Source organism: Plantactinospora mayteni, from assembly GCF_016862935.1.
GTDB classification, from domain to species: domain Bacteria; phylum Actinomycetota; class Actinomycetes; order Mycobacteriales; family Micromonosporaceae; genus Plantactinospora; species Plantactinospora mayteni.
The window spans coordinates 1-17,467 of the sequence record NZ_BONX01000049.1; the positions used below are offsets into that span (position 1 = coordinate 1).

Here is a 17,467-nt window from a genome sequence, read left to right on the forward strand (position 1 = left end):
AAACAACCACACACCGAACGCGAACCTCAGTGAGAGGATCGCCCTCGGGGCAACTCGCCCAACCTACCCGCTCGGCCTCACAGTGTCAAGCCTAAACTTCAGACTTAATCGCCTCGCCCGAGGGTCCCCGTACTCACGCACACCAAAGGGTGGTGGTCGCTTCTGTCGGGGGAGGCCCACAGACCGGCCGATGGCCGCTTGCGGCGCATCTGCCCGGCTCCTGCCGGCCTCAAACACTCTACCCGGTTGGTCCCGCATTCTCAACCTGACTCTCATCCGGTCGAGCGCACCACCCGGCCTCCGTCTCCGTCGGGCATATGCCCTGCGGGAGACCAAGGTGCTCGCGGCCCGGCCTCGTCGTCCGGGGCGCCGCGCGCAGAGAGAAAGTTACGCGTCTGGCCCGCTGGGCGCAAATCGACGTACTCCTCCTTCCCGTCCCGCTGTGACCGGACCGTGCCGCAGTTGTCCGTGTCAGAGCCGGCCAGGCGTGTCAGAGTGGCAACCATGGCCGCGTACGCGAGCTCCACCGAGATCACCGTCGCACAGGACAGCATCACCGCTCTCCTGCTGCCGTTCTGGCAACTCGTGATCGGCGGTCTCGTGCTGCTCGCCGTGGTCGTCTCGGTACACCGGCTGGCCCGCCGTGGCCGATCCCGGATGACCACCGGACTGTTGGTGACGGCCTCCGCGATCATCGGCCTGGCCGTCGTCGGCATGCTGCTGCAATGAACCCTTTTTCAAGCTCCCCTTGCGGTCCGTCGGACCGCAAGGTCGGACGCGGTGTGTGAGCGCCGCGGGGTTCAGGTTGAAAAGGTTCAATGACGGTACGGCGAGCCGGCACGGAAGCCGTCCGCCGACTATCCCGATCATCGGCGGTCCTCGGCGCGCCCGGCCGGGCTCAGGGCCGCGAGCCGGCCGAAGTGACGCGCGGTCAGAGGCGGGCGGTCAGAGGCGGCGGTTTGCCAGGCTGGGCAGCTCGGTACGGATCTCGCGCAGCCGGTCGAGGTCGAGGTCGGTGACCACGATCCCGACCGTGTCCGGTGCCTGACCGACCACCGTGCCCCAGGGGTCGATCACCATGCTGCGGCCGAAACAGGTACGCCCCGGGTCGTGGTCACCGATCTGCCCCGCCGCCGCGACGTAACACTGGTTCTCGATCGCCCGGGCGCGCAGCAGCACCTCCCAGTGGTCCCGACCGGTGTGCAGCATGAAGGCGGCCGGCACCACCAGCAGGTGGGCCTCCCCGGCAACGGCCAACTGCCGGTACAGCTCGGGGAAGCGCAGGTCGTAGCAGATCGACAGGCCGACGCGTACCCCGTCGACGTCGACGGTGACCGGCTCGGAGCCGGCGGCGACAGTCTTGGATTCGAGGTAGGAGACCCGGCCGGGGATCTCCACGTCGTAGAGGTGGATCTTCCGGTACGTCGCGGCGAGCGTGCCGGAGCGGTCGAAGACCAGCGAGGTGTTGTAGGTGTGCTCCGGATCCGGGCCGATCTCGTGGAAAGAGCCGGCGTGCACCCAGATGCCGTGCTGCCGGGCCGCCTCGGCGAAGAACTCGGCGAACTCGCCGTCGACCGGCTCGGCGGCCGGCAGTCCTCGCGACGGGCCGAGATAGTCGACGTACTCGGGAAGGATCGCCAGGTCCGCACCGGCGGCCGCAGCCCGGGCCAGCAGCTCGCCGGCGGCGGTCAGGTTGGCCTTCCGGTCGTCCCGGGCGTTGAGCTGGCAGACGGCGACGCGCATGCGGAGAGCCTACGGCGACGGCCTCCGGGTGGCCAGGCTTAGCCGGGGGCTCGGCAGCCGCCCGTCAGGCCGAGCGCTCCTCGCGCTCGCGCCGGGCGCGGCGGCCGGTGAACTCGCGCGGGACGATCGTCGGGTTGACGTTCTCCAGTACGACGCCCCGGGTGATCAGGACGCGGGCCGCGTTCGGGTTGCTCGGCACCTCGTACATCACGGAGAGCAGGACCTCTTCGAGGATGGCGCGCAGGCCCCGGGCGCCGGTGCCACGGAGCATGGCCTGGTCGGCGATCGCCTCCAGCGCCGCCGGCTCGAACTCCAGCTCGACGCCGTCCAACTCGAAGAGGCGTTGGTATTGCCGGACGAGCGCGTTGCGGGGCTCGGTGAGGATCCGGACGAGCGCCTCGCGGTTGAGGCTCCGGACGTTGGTGATCACCGGAAGCCGGCCGATGAACTCGGGGATCAGACCGAACTTGAGCATGTCCTCCGGCATGACCCGGCCGAAGATGTCGTCGGTCGAGCGCTCGGAGACCGACCGGAGGTGAGCGCCGAAGCCGAGCCCGCCCTGGCCGGTCCGGGCCTCGATGATCTGGTCCAGCCCGGCGAATGCACCACCGCAGATGAAGAGCACGTTGGTGGTGTCGATCTGGATGAACTCCTGGTGCGGGTGTTTCCGGCCGCCCTGCGGCGGCACGTTCGCCACCGTGCCTTCCAGGATCTTGAGCAGCGCCTGCTGCACACCCTCACCGGAGACGTCCCGGGTGATCGACGGGTTCTCCGACTTGCGGGCGATCTTGTCGACCTCGTCGATGTAGATGATGCCGGTCTCGGCCCGCTTGATGTCGTAGTCGGCGGCCTGGATCAGCTTGAGCAGGATGTTCTCGACGTCCTCGCCGACGTAGCCGGCCTCGGTCAACGCGGTCGCGTCGGCGATCGCGAACGGCACGTTCAGCATCCGGGCGAGGGTCTGGGCCAGGTGTGTCTTGCCGCACCCGGTCGGACCTATCAGCAGGATGTTGGACTTCGACAGCTCCACCCCGTCGGCGGCGCCGGGCCCGCCGGCGCCCTCCGCCTGGATCCGCTTGTAGTGGTTGTAGACCGCGACCGCGAGGGCCTTCTTCGCCTGGTCCTGACCCACCACATATTGGTCGAGGAACTGGCAGATCTCCATCGGCTTGGGAAGCTCTTCCCACTTCACCTCGCCGGACTCGGCCAGCTCCTCTTCGATGATCTCGTTGCAGAGGTCTATGCACTCGTCACAGATGTAGACCCCGGGGCCTGCGATGAGCTTCTTGACCTGCTTCTGCGACTTGCCACAGAAGGAGCATTTCAGTAGGTCGCCACCGTCGCCGATCCGTGCCACCTACGTTCTCCCTGCGCTCATCGGCCGGCCTCTCTGAGCAGAGGCACTGGCCTGCGGACGGTACGCCCCGTCGGTTGTGTTCGCCGGCCGGTCCCGACCGGCCGTGGGCGGTGCAGAACCGACGTTACCCGCTGCGCGAGGTTTCTCCGACCCCCAAAACGGGTGTGTCAGAGGCCGGCCACCGGGCAGCCGGTCGGCCGGCCTCTGACCCAGACTGATCAGCTCGAGGCGCTGGCCGCGAGCAGGCCCTTCTTTCGGCTGGTCAGGATGGTGTCGACCAGGCCGTACTCCCGGGACTCCTCAGCGGTCATGAACTTGTCACGGTCGATATCACGACGGACTCGTTCGATCGGCTGGTTGGAGTGTCGGGAGAGCATCTCCTCGAGCTGGGTACGCATCCGGAGGATCTCCCGGGCCTGGATCTCGATGTCCGAGCCCTGCCCGTAGCCGCCCTCGGTGGCCGGCTGGTGGATGATGATCCGGGAGTTCGGCAGCGCCATGCGCTTGCCGGGCGTACCGGCGGCGAGCAGTACGGCCGCGGCGCTGGCCGCCTGCCCGAGGCAGACGGTCTGGATGTCCGGCCGGACGTACTGCATCGTGTCGTAAATCGCCGTCATGGCCGTGAACGAGCCGCCGGGCGAGTTGATGTACATGATGATGTCGCGGTCCGGGTCGGTGCCCTCCAGCGTCAGCAACTGGGCCATCACGTCGTTGGCCGACGCGTCGTCCACCTGCACGCCGAGGAAGATGATCCGGTCCTCGAAGAGCTTGTTGTAGGGGTTCGACTCCTTGACGCCGTACGAGGTGCGCTCGACGAAGGAGGGCAGGACGTACCGGTTGTGCACGGGCTGGAAGCCGCCACCGGCAAGCAGGGTCGGGTCAGTCATCGTTCCGCTCCTCAGCTCAGGGTCCCGGCGCCTTCCGGAACCTGCGCGGCTCCGGTGATCACCTTGTCGATGAAGCCGTAGTCCTTGGCCTCGGTGGCGGTGAACCAGCGGTCCCGGTCCGAGTCGGCCTCGATCTGGGCCTGCTCCTGGCCGGTGTGGTGGGCCACCCGCTCCTGGAACATCCGCTTGGTGTAGAGCATCTGCTCGGCCTGGATGGCGATGTCGGAGGCCGTACCGCCCATGCCGCCGGACGGCTGGTGCATCATGATCCGCGCGTGCGGCAGGGCGTAGCGCTTGCCCTTGGTGCCGGCGCAGAGCAGGAGCTGGCCCATCGAGGCGGCCATCCCCATCGCGACCGTGGAGACGTCGTTGTCGATGAATTGCATGGTGTCGTAGATCGCCATGCCGGAGTAGACCGAGCCACCCGGCGAGTTGATCCACAGGTTGATGTCGCGGCTGGGGTCCTCCGCGGCGAGTAGCAGCAGCTGTGCGCAGATGCGGTTGGCGACCTGGTCGGTCACCTCGCTGCCAAGGAAGATGATCCGCTCCTTGAGCAGCCGGTTGTAGACCGAGTCGTCGAGGTTGCCACCAAGTGCGTCCGCACCGCGGGCTTCGGTCACCCGCAGGGGCATAGCTGAGAAGTCTGAACCAGTCATGGCAGCCCTTCGCTCTCCGTGCGTCTTACGCCCGACATTAACCGCTGGCCCGGGTCGTAACGTCCCGGTCCGGGCACTGTTCGCTAACAGCGCAGTTGCCGGCGGTACGGCAGCGGCGCGCTGACCGCCCGGGGCGTACCCGATGGGGTTTCGGCCGGTCGGGCCCGGAGCGGAGCGTCCGGGTCCGACCGTCTCGACCCCGCGCGGCTCAGTGCTCGTGGTCGTGCTCCTCGCCGTTCGCGGCGCGCAGCTCGTCCATGCTGATCGGGTTGCCGGCCGAGTCGGTGATCTTGATCCGCTCCATCACCATGGCCAGCGCCTTGCCGCGCCGGACGTCGCCGTAGACCGCGCCGGCCGCGCCGGAGCGGACGAGCTGGTCGTAGTACTGCTGCGGGGCCATCCCGGCGCGCTGCGCCCGGTGCACGATCTCGTGCCCGAACTCGTCGTCGGAGACCTGCACCTGCTCGGCGTCGGCCAGGGTGTCCAGCAGGAGCTGGATCTTGACTCCCTCGGTGGCCGCGTCCTTCAGCTCGGCGTCGATCTGCTCCTCGGTCTTCTCCTCGGAGGTGAGATATTCCTCCAGGGAGGCGCCGATCCGCTCCAGTTGGTCGACCATGGCCTGCTTGCGGTGCTCGACCTCCTCGCGCACGACCCCGTCCGGGGCCGGCACCTCGGCCGCCGCCACCATCTGCTCCAGGGCGCGGTCCCGGGCGGCGTAGATCTGCTCGATCTTCTTCGACCGGCTGACCCGCTCGCGGATGTCGCCGCGCAGCTCGTCCAGGGTGTCGAACTCGCTGGCGAGCTGGGCGAAATCGTCGTCGAGCGGGGGCAGTTCCTTCTCCTTGACGGTGCGGACCGTCACGGAGACGTCAGCGTCCCGGCCGGCGAAGTCGCCGCCGACGAGCTGGGTCTGGAAGGTGCTCGAGTCACTCGCCGAGAGGCCGACCAGCACCTCGTCCAGCCCTGGCAGGAGCTGCTTGCTGCCGACCTCGTGCGAGATGTTGGTGGCCGAGCCGCCCGGCACCTCCTCGCCGTCGACGGTCGCCGCCAGGTCGATCTGCACGTAGTCGCCCTCCTGGGCGGCCCGCTCGACCGTCTTGAGCGTGGCGAACCGCTCCCGCAGGCTGGCAACCTGGGCGTCGATCTCGCTCTCGTCGATCTGGAGCTCGTCGACGGTCACCTCGACGGTGGAAAGATCGGGCAGCGTGATCTCGGGGCGGACGTCGACCTCGGCGGTGAACTTCAGCGCGTCACCGTCGTTGAACTCGGTAATCTCGACCTCGGGCCGGCCCAGCGTCTTCACGTCGTGCTCGCGGACCGCGGCGAGAATGTTCTCCGGGATGGCGTCCTGGACGGCCTCGTTGAGCACCGTGCCCCGACCGACCCGCTGGTCGATGACGGCCGCCGGCACCTTGCCACGCCGGAAGCCCGGGACGTTGACCTGCGAGGCGATCTCCCGGTACGCCTTCTTGAGGCTCGGCTCGAGCTCGACGAACGGCACCTCGATGGCGAGCCGCACGCGCGTCGGGCTCAGAGTCTCGACGGTGCTCTTCACAGGCGTACTCCTTGACGGATCTCGATCTTTATTCTGGGCCGGTCTTCAGCCCATCGAGTGTAGGCGAGCCGGCGGACGCGTCTGACGGCGCGGGGTGAACCGAATCACCCCGCAGCCGCGGGCGACAGTCGGGGTGGCGGGATTTGAACCCACGGCCCCTCGCTCCCAAAGCGAGTGCGCTACCAAGCTGCGCCACACCCCGGTGGCGGTGAAGAGTGTATGCCGTCCGGTCAGGGTCGCGCCCGCCCGGTCTCCGTAGCCGGCCGCCGTGTCGTCCCGATCCAGCTTGATCTTGGAGTACGTGGGGTGCTGGTGCTTCCGGTTCTGGGCCTGGTCGGCTGGCGGGTGCAGGGGTGCGGGCTCGTGTCGGGCCCGTGGCTGGCGGCGCTCGGCGGGGTGCCGGTATCCAGGGGGTGGGGCGACCCGTTAGGCTATCCGTCGCGTCCTGAGATGATCGGGGCGAGCGCGGGCGTAGCTCAATGGCAGAGCTTCAGTCTTCCAAACTGACGGTGCGAGTTCGATTCTCGTCGCCCGCTCCAGGAGTTCCGGCCCAGGTCAGCGGCATGATCGCTGAGCCTGGGCCGTTCTGTTTCCGGCTCTAATCGATCTCGCGGGCCATTAGCCGACGCGGGCCGGTGCACCGGCTGGCCCGTCGTCCGGGTCGGTGCCCATGCGTCGCGTGCGGGCCGTCTTCTTGGGCTTGGGTTGAGCCTTGGCGATCCGGCGGCCCATGCCTGCGGCGATCTCCCGGTCGCGCTCGCTGGTGGTGTGCTGGTAGATGAGCGTGGCCCGCATGCTGGCGTGATCCAAGTCCGGGGCCAGCAACCGCACCGTGTCGCTGCCGGCGGTGGCCCGGACCACACTCGCCACGCACCTGCGCGACCACGTGCGAGAGAGGCCGGACGCGCTGGCGTTCACCGGGGACAAAGATGCGGTGCTGCGTTCCGGCAACTGGCGGCGGGCGGTTGACTGGTCGGCGGCGCTGCGCACGGCTGGCATGCCAGACGGGTTCCATTTCCACGACCTACGGCACACCGGCAACAACCTGGCAGCGGCGACCGGCGCCAGCACCCGAGAGCTGATGCACCGGATGTTATGCGCCGAACTCTATCCGGTTGCGGAGCGCGGCCCCAGCTTTACACCACCCCGAAGTGGCGCCGCTCGCGCACGTCAGATACCCGCGCCGTTGTCCAACTTCTTGACGTGCCGGTCGGCGTCGTGCCGTGCGGCATCAGAGGTGGCCAATCGGCTGGCCGCACTGTCCTCGGCCGAAGGCAACCGCTGACGGTCACGCAGCGCCACATACAGAACCGCAGCGACGGATACGCCAAGGGCGATCACGAGTATGGTCCAGATCCACGTCATGGTCGAAGGGTAGATCTGAGGCGCCAGCATGTACAGGTCGTGACGATCGCGTGGCTGGTTGGCCGCCGCCGAGGGTGGGGCGGGAAACCGCACGACGCCGACCAGCCGCGCCCGAGGCCCGAGCCCGTGCCAGCCGCGTGTCAGAAGCCCGTGCCGTAAACGTTCACCAACGGGCAGGACCGGGCTCCACTACCCCGCCACTGACCAGGCACTCCGGACAGACCGGGGACAGCCGGAACGATCTGAAAATCTGTTGTTCAGACACTTGACTGACTACTCACTACCACCAACTCCGTCCAACGGGGGGTAGAGCGGGTAATCAGCGGATTCCTCATCGGGCTGGGAACGCTTTGGCTTCAACAGACCGATCACGATGACCACGACGACGGTCAGCAGGACAGCGACGCCGAAAACTATTCCCACCGTCTGGATCACTGACGCCATGAGGCGAGCCTACAATGGTCGTAGGAGGACGGCTAGATCCGTCGACCCAACACCCGCGCCGTGCCACCCACGTGCCATTCGCCCGTGCCGTGGACGGTCACCAGCGGGCAGGAGCGGTCACCGCCACACCGCCAACGACCAGGCACAACGGACAGATCCGGGCAGCCGGAAACGATCTTTCAAACTGACGGTGCGGGTTCGATTCCCGTCGCCCGATCCAGTCCTCCGGGCCCCGGTCGGCGGCGTCCCCCGTGTCGGGGGGCCGCCCTTGTTACCGGTCCTGCCACTCCTCCGCGAGCAGTCCGTAGATCGCGTTGTCCGCCCACACGCCCTTCGTCCAGTAGTCACGGCGCAGGTGTGCCTCCTTGACCATGCCCACCCGTTCGCACAGCCGTGCCGACGCCTCGTTGAGCGCGTTGAGCTGCGCGATCACCCGGTGCATCCCGCAGTGCTCGAAGGCGACGCCGAGGAACGCGCGTACCGCCTCGGTGGCGAAGCCACGGCCGGAGACCGACGGGTGGAAGGCCCAGCCCATCTCGCCCCGGGACAGCGTCTCGTCGGCCGGCCACAGGATCAGGTCGCCGACGACCTCACCCTTGTGCTCCACCACCACTGCCAGGCGGGACTCGGTCCCCGTGATGCTCGTGTAGTGGATCCGCTTACCGACCATCTCGGTCGTGAACTCGCGCGACCACGGCTCCCACGGGATGTAGCGGGCGACCACCGGGTCGCTGTAGTACGCGTACAGCGCGTCCACGTCGTCGGCTCGGTACTGGCGGAGCAGCAGTCGCTCGGTACGGATCGGCAGTGCCAGGTCAGACATGTCCCCCAGTATCCAGCCGCTATCCGACCGGCAGCGGCTCACGGGGCGATTCGGGAGCGGCCGGTCGGCGTCGACGGGCGAACAGGGCCAGCGCGGTGACGGCGGCGGCGGGAATCAGGGCGTACCCGCTGAAGGCCAGCACCACGACGACCGCGACCAAGGCGACGGCGGCGACCGCCCGCGGTGGCCCGGTCAGCAGCCGACAGGCGGCGGCGGTGCAGCCGAGGTAGACCACCAGGAAGAACGTGGTCGGCACGTTGACCAGGGTGGCCAGGCTGACGGCGCCGGTGCCGAGCAGCCCGATCAGCACGACCCCCGAGCCGAGGAGCCCGGCGAGCAGCCACGATGGCATGGTGTCCCGGGCCGCCGCTGCCGCGCGCTGCGACCCGCCTGCAAACCCGGAGCCGGGCGGCGTCAGCGTGCGCGCCAGGCTGCCGGCGCCGGAGAGGTACGCGAGAACGGCGCCGACGGTGAGCACGACCGCGCCGACGGCGGCGATGGCCTGCCCGGCCGGACCGACCGCGAGGGTGAGCAGCGCGGCCAGCGGCACCGACGTGCTCGCCTGCGGGCCGAGCGCGGCCACGGTGACGGCACCGAGGGCCAGGTAGATCACGGTGGTGGTGCCGAAGGCGATGCCGATGACGATCGGGAGCTGCTGGCGGGGCCGGGCGAAGCGGTTGGTCAGCGGCGCGATCGCCTCCCAGCCGACGAAGGCGAGCATCAGGGTCGAGGCCGCCGGGCCGATCGCCGCCCAGCCGTGCGGCGCGAACGGCGTCCAGTTGGCGGCACTGCTGGCCGGTGCGGCTCCGGCGACCGCGCCGACGACGATCGCGACGAGCAGCACGACCAGGCCGAACTGCACGGTGGCGGAGGTACGGACGCCCCGCAGGGTCACCGTGAGGGTGCCGAGCAGCAGCACGGCCGCGGCTGCGGAGGCGAGCCGGACGTCGCCGCCGAGCAGGTCGGCGACGTAGTTGCCGCAGGTGACGCAGACGATCGGCGCGCCGCTGACCACTCCGGCCAGGAAACACCAGGCGACCGCGCGGCCGGCCCGGGGGCCGAGACCTGCCTCGGCGTACGCCCGGACTCCGCCGGCGGACGGGTGGCGTACGCCGAGGGCGGCGAAGACGACCGCGAACAGGCCGGACGCGACCAGCAGCCCGGCCCAGGCCAGGATCGACGCCGGTCCAGCCCGCGCCACGGCCAGGCCGGGCAGGAGCAGCAGCCCCGGCCCGAGCAGCGCCCCGACGTAGAGTGCCGCGCCGCGCGGCACACCGAGGTCGGGTACGACGGGTTCGCGCTGGCTGGTCAGCCTGGTCGTCATGCGATGGAGTGTGGCAGCGTACGCGCGGCACGCGATGGCAAATGTGCGCGGCTCGGCGGGCAGTCGCGCAATATTCTTGCGCCTGGGCCGGCTACTGCGGCAACATGTGCCGATGGCTGCGTACGACTCCACGGACCGGGCGATCCTGGACCGCCTCCAGACCGACGGGCGGATCGCCAACGTCGACCTCGCCGAGGCGGTCGCGCTGTCGCCGTCTGCCTGCCTGCGCCGGGTACGCGCCCTCGAACAGGACGGGCTGATCGCCGGCTACCGGGCCGAACTCGACCGGGCTCGGCTCGGGCTGGACCTGACGGTCTTCATCGAACTGAAAGTCGGGCAGCACTCCCGGAAGACTGCCGCCCGGATCGAGTCGGTGCTCTCCGGCATCCCCGAGGTGGTCGCCTGCCACGTCATCTCCGGCTCCGCCGACTTCCTGGTCGAGGCGGCGGTGGCCAACCTGGCCGCGTACGAGCGGTTGCTGATCGACCAGATCCTGGCCATTCCGGCGATCGTGGACGCCCGCAGCACCTTCGCCATCCGCACGGTGAAGACCCGTGGACCCCTGCCGCTGGCCCAGTTGCGCTGACCCACCCGAGTATTCTCCGGCCGCCTTCACGCGCTGATCCACGGCGCCGCCGGCCGCCGTCGATCGGCCCAGGCCAGGCCAGGCCAGGGCGGGGCGGCGCTGGGCGGGGCGGCGCTGGGCGGGGCGGCGCTGGGCGGGGCGGCGCTGGGCGGAGCAGCACGGCACGATGAAACCGCAGGTCATGAGCCTGTTCCTGGGTTGGTCGATCCGAACCGGAGGTCGTCTCGATCGTCCTTGGGCGACGTGAAGCCGATCTGAAGCCGCCGACCTCCAGACTCTGCCCAGGTGGGTGGCGTCGGTCGGCGGTGAAACCGGACGCAGCCGGCGCCGGTGGGCGGCGAAACCGGATACCGCCACCCCGATCGCCGGGAACCGGAGTGCTTTCCGGTGGCAAGGAGGCCAGGGCATGAATCTCTCGTCGGTGGGCACGGCCCGGGCCGAGGCGCCGCGCTGGCAGGTCGTCCTGCATCGCTGGCCGAGCCTGCTCGGACTGGCGGTCGCCGTACCGCAACTGGTGCTCGGCGCGGATCACGAGTCGGTGGCCATCGTGGTCGGGGTGGCCACGCTCTGCTACCTCGGCGCCGCCGCGTTCGACCGGCCGTGGGTAGCCTGGGCTGCGGTTCCCGGCGCCAGCGTTGTGATCGCGATCAGCAAGATCACCGGGCTGGCCTGGTGGGCCGGTCTCGGCATCGCCGCACTGGTGCTGGTCCTCGCCGGACTGGTCGGCCGGGCACCCCGGCCCGCGTTCACCGCCCAACTCGGCGCCCTGATCGGGTTCGGCGGCCTCGCCGTGGCCACACTCGCGGTCGCGCCCCGCGCCGGACTGATCCTGGCCGGCCTGCTGCTGGCGAGCCACGGAGTGTGGGACCTCGTCCACTACCGGCGTAACCAGGTGGTGCCCCGGTCGCTGGCGGAATTCTGCATGCTGCTGGACGTGCCGTTGGGACTCGGAGTCGTCTTCCTCGCCTTCCTCGACTGATCGGCCCTCCGGCGACCGGGTCAGGAGTCCGGGTCGGCCGCCGGCACGGCGGCGATCCGGTGGCGGATCCGGGGGTGGTCCAACACGATGTCGACGGCTTCGGCCACCGTCTGCCGCTGCGGCCGGCCGTCCACCGGCAGGACGTGCCAGCCCCATTCCCGCGCCGCCGCCCGGTACTCGTCCGCCATCGCGGCCTGGAACCGGAGGTAGGACTCCGGCCCGGTCCGGCCGGTCACCGAGAGGTCGGCGCCGGGTTCGACCCGCCCGGTCTGCGACACCCGCCACCGGTACGCCAGTTCGGGATCGGCGTCCAGCAGGATGCCGATGTCCGGTTGCTGGTACGCGTCGGCAAAGGACGCCCGGACCGCGTCGACCAGGGTGTCCAGCGCACTGGGCGGGATCGCCGGATCGGGCATCCGCTGGGCGAGCCGCAGCACCCGGACGACGTTCTTCAGCGGAAACCCGTCCGACACGCAGACGGCACCGCGCAGCAGGGCCGGTTGGATCAGCTCGGCCCGCAGCAGGTGGTGCCCGGCGAACTCGATGAGCGCGGAGGCGACGATGCCGGCCTGCCGGACCCCGGACGGGCCGCTGGGCAGATCCTCGCCCATCCTCGCGACGCCGGACGAGGCGAAGGCGGCCGAGACCGCGTCCTCGGCGGGTCGGCCGTCGACGGTGCTGCCCGCGTAGAACAGCCGCCATGCCTCCAGGGCCAGAGTCTCCAGACTGGACCGGGGATAGCCGGCCGGCAGGCCGGTACGGGAAAGGGCCGCCTTCAGCCCGGGATCCACCACCTCCAGGCCGGCGTCGGCGAGTGTGGACCGGAGCTGTCCGGCCAGGGTGGTCTTCCCACAGCCGTCGATCCCCATCAGCGCGATGGAGACCCCGTCGGACGTCATCGCCACTTCCACCCCCGTGACTCGGGCCGGCACCGGCAGCGCACCGGCCGACCGACTCGCTACCAGCCGCGCAGCCGGGGCCAGATCTCCGTCACGCCGCCGGTGGCGGGATCGAGCACCAGGTACTCGTCGTGCTGGGCGGCGGTCGCGCAGGCGTGGATCGGCAGGATCCGTACCCGGGTACCGACCGGGAGGTTGGGCAGCGCGGCGGGGCTGCCCGGGCGGACGGTCAGGATGCCGTGTTCCTGGCTGGCGTCGGTCATCACCAGGTCCGGATAGAGCGGCCCGTCGAGCCGGGCGACCAGGCCGTAACCCTGGTCGACGGGCTGCCCCGAGGTGCCCCGGTCGCGCGAGGTCGCCATCCAGCCGCCGTCGGTGACGATCCAGCCCTTTCCCGGCTGGTGGCCGATGACCGTGACCACCACGGACATCGCCAGGTCGTCGACGCCGCACACGCCGATCCCGGCCATCACCAGGTCGAAGAAGACGAAGTTGCCGGCCCGGACCTCGGTGACCCCGGTGAGGTCCGCCGCGGCGTGCGCGGTCGGAGTCGAGCCGACGCTCACCACCGGCGCGGCGAAGCCGGCGGCCCGGAGCCGGTCGGCGGCCCGTACGCCGCTGGCCCGCTCGTTCTCCGCCGCCGCGACCAGTTCCTCGCGGGACCGGCAGTGGTACGACCCGCCCGCGTGCAGCAGTACTCCCCGGGCCTCGGCGCCGCCCCGTTCCAGCGTCTCGGCGATCCGTACCGCCGTCGGGTCGTCCGGGCGCAGCCCGCTCCGGTGCCCGTCGCAGTCGACCTCGATCAGCGCCGGGACGCGTACGCCGGTCCGGGTCGTGACGGCGGCGACCGCCTCGGCCTGGGCGACGCTGTCGACCAGTACCTGGAGGTCCACCCCGGCACGGTGCAGCGCCACCACCCGGTCGAGCTTCTGCGGGGCGAGCCCGACCGCGTAAAGGATGTCGGTGTAGCCGTACCCGGCGAATGCCTCCGCCTCGCGCAGCGTCGACACGGTGATCGGCCCCGGCTCGCCGTCGAAGAGCAGCCGGGCGACGGCCAGCGACTTCGCCGTCTTGACGTGCGGGCGCAGCGGGGTGCCCAACCCGGCCAGCCGGGACCGGAGCCGCGCGATGTTCCGGCCCACCCGCTCCGGGTCGACCACCAGGAACGGGGTCTCGGGCTGGCCCTCGGCGGGCCGGACCTCGCCGGCCGGCACCGGACGGGTGTCGCTGGTCAGGGGCACGACGACTCTCCTCCGCGTTGCGCGGCCAAGTCTAGGCCGACCGGCCCCGCCCAGGGCCGGCCCTCACCCCGCACCCCGGCGACCTCGGGTCAGCGCGTCACCGCCGACCGGTCCGTCCGGTGCGCCTTGGCCGCGGCTCGGGTGATCGCCCCGACCCACGAGAGGCTGCGGGACATCCGCTGAGCTGCTCCGCCCCCCATCGCCGCTCCTTTCCGTCGCTGTCGAAGCACCGGCGTCGCGTCCGGGGACGGAGTCGGATCTTTGACAGGGGGTTGGTCCGGACCGGCGACCGGGCGGTGAACCGGTCGGCGCCACCCCCGTCGAGCGAGCCGACCACCAGTCGTTCCGTCCGTCGCCGCACGCCGCCGCCCGGTCGTGGTCCGAACCATGTGGACACCAGGAACGTACCGACGCGCCGTGGCGCGGATCGGTAGCCGAACCGGCAGTGGCGCTCGGCGACGACCAGGCAGAATGGAGCGTATCCGGCATCGGCGACGCAGCCGGCGAATTCCGGTGCCGGTCGGTGGGGGGCGGGGCAGTGCGGGGTGCGGCGTGGGGACAGTACGTGCGGCGCCGACGGAAGGAGATGGGCTGGACGCAGGAGGAGCTGGCCCGGCGTACCGGGCTGAGCGTCCGGACAGTACGCAACGTCGAGAGTGACCGGCCCGGTGCCGATCGGGGCGCCTCGGTCGAGCAGCTCGCCAGGGCTCTGGGGCTGCGCGGGGACGACGGTCGCGGGCAGCCGGACTCCACTGTGTCCACCGGATCGGTACGGCTCACCGTGCTCGGCCCGCTGCGGCTGAGCCGGGCCGGTCGGCCGGTACCGCTGACCGCCGCGAAACCGCGCTGCATGCTCGCCCTGCTCGCCATCCAGCCCGGCACCGACGTCGGCCGCGACGAGATCGCCGACGTACTGTGGCCGGACACCCCACCGCCGACCTGGCAGAACCTGCTGCACACGTACGCGGCCCGGCTGCGCAAGCTGCTGCCGGCCCGGCCGGGCGCGCTGCGGATCGATCGCACCGCGATCGGCTACCGGCTCTCCGCCGACGCCCGGCACCTGGACGTACTCCGGTTCCGCCAGCTCGCCGAGGGCACCGGACCGGACCGGCCGGACGCCGAGCGGCTGGCCGAGGCGCTGGACTGCTGGCGTGGGCCGGTCGGGGCCGACCTGCCGGACCAGCTCGGCCAGCATCCGGCCGCGGTCGCCCTGCACCAGCAGCGGATCACCGCCGCACTGGACTACGCCGACCTGGCCCTGGCCGAGGGCGAGCCGGCGGCGGTGGTACGGCGGCTGGGCGTACTCGTGGAACTTGAACCGGTGCACGAGCCGCTGCACGCCCGACTGGTCCACGCGCTCGCCGGATCCGGCCAGCGGGCCGCCGCGGTCGACGCCTTCCACCGGATCCGTGCCCGGCTCGACGACGAGCTGGGCCTCTATCCCGGCGCCGAGCTGGCGGCGGCGCTCGACCACGCGCTCCGGGACGACCAGCGGGACGAGCCGCCCCCGGCACCGCCGCCCGCGCAACTGCCCACCCAGGTGGCCGCGTTCGTCGGACGCACCGGCGAGCTGGCCGCGCTGGACAAGCTCCTCTCCGTCGAGGAGCCGGGCGCGACGGTCGCGCTGGTGCACGGTACGGCCGGGGTGGGCAAGACGACCCTCGCCGTGCACTGGGCGCACCGGGTGGTGCCGCACTTCCCGGACGGGCAACTCCACCTCGACCTCCGGGGATACGACCGGGCCGGCGCCGCCCTGGAGCCGGCGGCGGCGACCCGGGCCTTCCTGGCGGCCCTCGGGGTACGCCCCGAGCAGATCCCGGAGAGCTACCCCGCGCAGCTCGGCCTCTACCGCAGCCTGATCGCCAACCGTCGGCTGCTGGTGATGCTGGACAACGCCCGGGACGCCGAGCAGGTCCGGCCGCTGCTGCCCACCGCCGCCGGCAGCCTGGCCCTGGTCACCAGCCGGGACAGCCTGCTCGGGCTGGTAGCCACCGACCGCGCGCACCCCGTCCCGCTCGGCCTGTTCACCCTCGACGAGGCCCGGGACTTCCTGGCCGACCGGATCAGCGACGACCGGGCCGGCACCGAGCCGGAGGCGGTCGAGCAGCTCATCGGCCGGTGCGCCCGGCTGCCGCTCGCGCTCGCCGTCACCGCCGCGCTGGCGGTGTCGAACCCGGGACAGTCGCTGGACTCGCTCGCCACCGAGTTGGCGGAGGCCGGCGACCTCGACAGTCTTGACGCCGGTGACCCGGCCACCGACCTGCGGGCGGTCTTCTTCTGCTCGTACCGGACGTTGAGCGTCGACGGGGCGCGGCTGTTCCGGTACCTCGGACTGCACCCCGGGCCGGCGATCACCGTGCCGGCCGCGGCCAGCCTGCTCGGTACCCCCCGCCGGGCCGCCCGGCTCCGGCTCGACGAACTCCGCCGGGCGCACCTCGTCGCCACCGACGAACCCGGCCGGTACGCCCTGCACGACCTGCTCCGGGCCTACGCCGGCGAACTCGCCGACGCCGAGATACCGCCGGCCGAGCGTGCCGAGGCGGTCGGCCGCATCCTCGACCACTACCTCCACAGCGCATACGAGGCCGACCGGCGGCTCTACGTCCGCAGCGACTCCATCGCACCGGTCGAGCCGGCAGCCGGGGTCGAGCCGGAGCGGTTCGTCGACGAGAGGTCGGCACTCGCCTGGTTCGACGCCGAGCGGCTGGTCCTGCTCCGGGTGGTCGACCTGGCCGCCGACACCGGCCGGCCCACCCACACCTGGCAGCTCGCCTGGGCGGTCAGCATGTTCCTCAACCGGCGCGTGCACTGGCAGGACTGGGTGCACGCGCAGCAGCGGGCCCTGGAGTCGAACGCGGACCGGGACGATCTCGGGCAGGCGCAGGCGCACCGCTTCCTGGGCCTGGTCTACCTGCGGATGTCCCGGGCCGACGAGGCGCACGAGCAGCTACGGCAGGCGCTCGACCTGTTCCGCCGGCTCGGTGACCCGGGCGGCGAGGCGAGCACGGAGCGCGGCATCGGGCGCGCGTACGCCCGGCAGGGCCGGCACGACCGGGCGTTGGCGCACACCGAGCGGGCACTCGCACTGTTCCGGGCTGCCGGCAACCGGGTGGGCGCGGCAAGCGCGTTGAACGCCACCGGGTGGTACAACGCGCAGCTCGGCGAGTATCACGTCGCGCTCCAGCGGTGCCGGGAGGCGGTCCGGCTGCACGAGGAGCTGAACGACAACAGTGGCCTGGCCAACGCCTGGGACAGCCTCGGGTACACACACCACGGGCTGGGCAACCACGCCGACGCGGTCGCCTGCTACGAGCGGGCGATCGAGTACTTCCGGGCCGCCGACGACCGGTACGGCGAGGCCGACGCGCTGACCAGGGTCGGCGACACCCAGCTCGACGCCGGCACCCCGGGGGCAGCCCTGACCGCCTGGCGGGCGGCGCTGACCATCCTCACCGACGTCGGCCACCCCGACGCGGCCCGGGTACGCGCCCGGATCGCCGGCCTCGGCGGTCCCGGCCGGCGGGGCACCCCTCCCGGACAGCCGTCCCGCTGAGCGGGCAGCCGTCCCGCTGAGCGGGCAGCCGTCCCGCTGAGCGGGCAGCCCGGCG

The 17,467-nt window shown here is 71.2% G+C and carries 15 protein-coding genes and 2 tRNA genes; 5 read left to right on the forward strand and 12 right to left on the reverse strand.

What is annotated here, in order from left to right:
- Positions 1 to 504 precede the first annotated feature (504 nt).
- Positions 505 to 729 (forward strand): hypothetical protein, encoded by a 225-nt coding sequence (locus Pma05_RS32285; RefSeq protein WP_203861291.1) that lies wholly within the window; start codon positions 505 to 507, stop codon positions 727 to 729.
- A gap of 216 nt (positions 730 to 945) precedes the next feature.
- Here the strand turns inward: Pma05_RS32285 and Pma05_RS32290 are convergent, their stop codons facing one another.
- The 6 genes from Pma05_RS32290 to Pma05_RS32315 form a co-directional block, all read right to left on the reverse strand.
- Positions 946 to 1,743, reverse strand: coding sequence for a carbon-nitrogen hydrolase family protein (locus Pma05_RS32290; RefSeq protein ID WP_203861292.1), 798 nt, complete (start codon positions 1,741 to 1,743; stop codon positions 946 to 948).
- 64 nt (positions 1,744 to 1,807) lie between these two features.
- Entirely contained in the window at positions 1,808 to 3,100 is a 1,293-nt protein-coding gene (clpX, locus tag Pma05_RS32295; protein ID WP_203861293.1) for an ATP-dependent Clp protease ATP-binding subunit ClpX, read from the reverse strand.
- A gap of 218 nt (positions 3,101 to 3,318) precedes the next feature.
- A complete protein-coding gene (locus tag Pma05_RS32300; RefSeq protein ID WP_203861294.1) occupies positions 3,319 to 3,987 on the reverse strand; it encodes an ATP-dependent Clp protease proteolytic subunit in 669 nt (222 codons plus the stop codon).
- 11 nt (positions 3,988 to 3,998) lie between these two features.
- Positions 3,999 to 4,643: an ATP-dependent Clp protease proteolytic subunit gene (locus Pma05_RS32305; protein WP_275414785.1), complete on the reverse strand. Its 645-nt coding sequence runs from the start codon at positions 4,641 to 4,643 to the stop codon at positions 3,999 to 4,001.
- Positions 4,644 to 4,851: 208 nt separating this feature from the next.
- A complete protein-coding gene (gene tig, locus Pma05_RS32310; RefSeq protein ID WP_203861296.1) occupies positions 4,852 to 6,198 on the reverse strand; it encodes a trigger factor in 1,347 nt (448 codons plus the stop codon).
- Between the two features lie 128 nt (positions 6,199 to 6,326).
- Positions 6,327 to 6,400: transfer RNA gene (locus tag Pma05_RS32315), tRNA-Pro, on the reverse strand.
- 263 nt (positions 6,401 to 6,663) lie between these two features.
- Here Pma05_RS32315 and Pma05_RS32320 point away from each other — a divergent pair.
- Positions 6,664 to 6,737 (forward strand) — tRNA-Gly (locus Pma05_RS32320).
- Positions 6,738 to 6,816: 79 nt separating this feature from the next.
- Here the strand turns inward: Pma05_RS32320 and Pma05_RS32325 are convergent.
- The 4 genes from Pma05_RS32325 to Pma05_RS32340 all read right to left on the reverse strand — a co-directional run bounded on the left by Pma05_RS32325 (position 6,817) and on the right by Pma05_RS32340 (position 10,154).
- A complete protein-coding gene (locus Pma05_RS32325; RefSeq protein ID WP_203861297.1) occupies positions 6,817 to 7,068 on the reverse strand; it encodes a hypothetical protein in 252 nt (83 codons plus the stop codon).
- A 300-nt stretch (positions 7,069 to 7,368) separates the two neighbouring features.
- Positions 7,369 to 7,563: a hypothetical protein gene (locus Pma05_RS32330; RefSeq protein WP_203861298.1), complete on the reverse strand. Its 195-nt coding sequence runs from the start codon at positions 7,561 to 7,563 to the stop codon at positions 7,369 to 7,371.
- A gap of 715 nt (positions 7,564 to 8,278) precedes the next feature.
- Entirely contained in the window at positions 8,279 to 8,830 is a 552-nt protein-coding gene (locus Pma05_RS32335; RefSeq protein WP_203861299.1) for a GNAT family N-acetyltransferase, read from the reverse strand.
- Positions 8,831 to 8,849: 19 nt separating this feature from the next.
- A complete protein-coding gene (locus Pma05_RS32340; RefSeq protein ID WP_203861300.1) occupies positions 8,850 to 10,154 on the reverse strand; it encodes an APC family permease in 1,305 nt (434 codons plus the stop codon).
- Positions 10,155 to 10,266: 112 nt separating this feature from the next.
- Here Pma05_RS32340 and Pma05_RS32345 point away from each other — a divergent pair, with 112 nt between their 5' ends.
- Positions 10,267 to 10,740, forward strand: a complete 474-nt coding sequence (locus Pma05_RS32345) for an Lrp/AsnC family transcriptional regulator (protein ID WP_203861301.1) — start codon at positions 10,267 to 10,269, stop codon at positions 10,738 to 10,740.
- Positions 10,741 to 11,146: 406 nt separating this feature from the next.
- Entirely contained in the window at positions 11,147 to 11,719 is a 573-nt protein-coding gene (locus Pma05_RS32350; protein WP_203861302.1) for a hypothetical protein, read from the forward strand.
- Positions 11,720 to 11,739: 20 nt separating this feature from the next.
- Here Pma05_RS32350 and Pma05_RS32355 read toward each other — a convergent pair whose 3' ends face one another.
- Together Pma05_RS32355 and Pma05_RS32360 are read right to left on the reverse strand one after the other, a co-directional pair.
- Complete coding sequence (locus Pma05_RS32355; RefSeq protein WP_203861303.1) at positions 11,740 to 12,618, reverse strand: nucleoside/nucleotide kinase family protein; 879 nt, start codon at positions 12,616 to 12,618, stop codon at positions 11,740 to 11,742.
- 59 nt (positions 12,619 to 12,677) lie between these two features.
- A complete protein-coding gene (locus tag Pma05_RS32360) occupies positions 12,678 to 13,859 on the reverse strand; it encodes an alanine racemase (RefSeq protein WP_239313557.1) in 1,182 nt (393 codons plus the stop codon).
- A 565-nt stretch (positions 13,860 to 14,424) separates the two neighbouring features.
- On the opposite strand from Pma05_RS32360, the gene Pma05_RS32365 reads away from it, so the two are divergent.
- Entirely contained in the window at positions 14,425 to 17,412 is a 2,988-nt protein-coding gene (locus Pma05_RS32365; protein WP_275414786.1) for a BTAD domain-containing putative transcriptional regulator, read from the forward strand.
- Positions 17,413 to 17,467 lie beyond the last annotated feature (55 nt).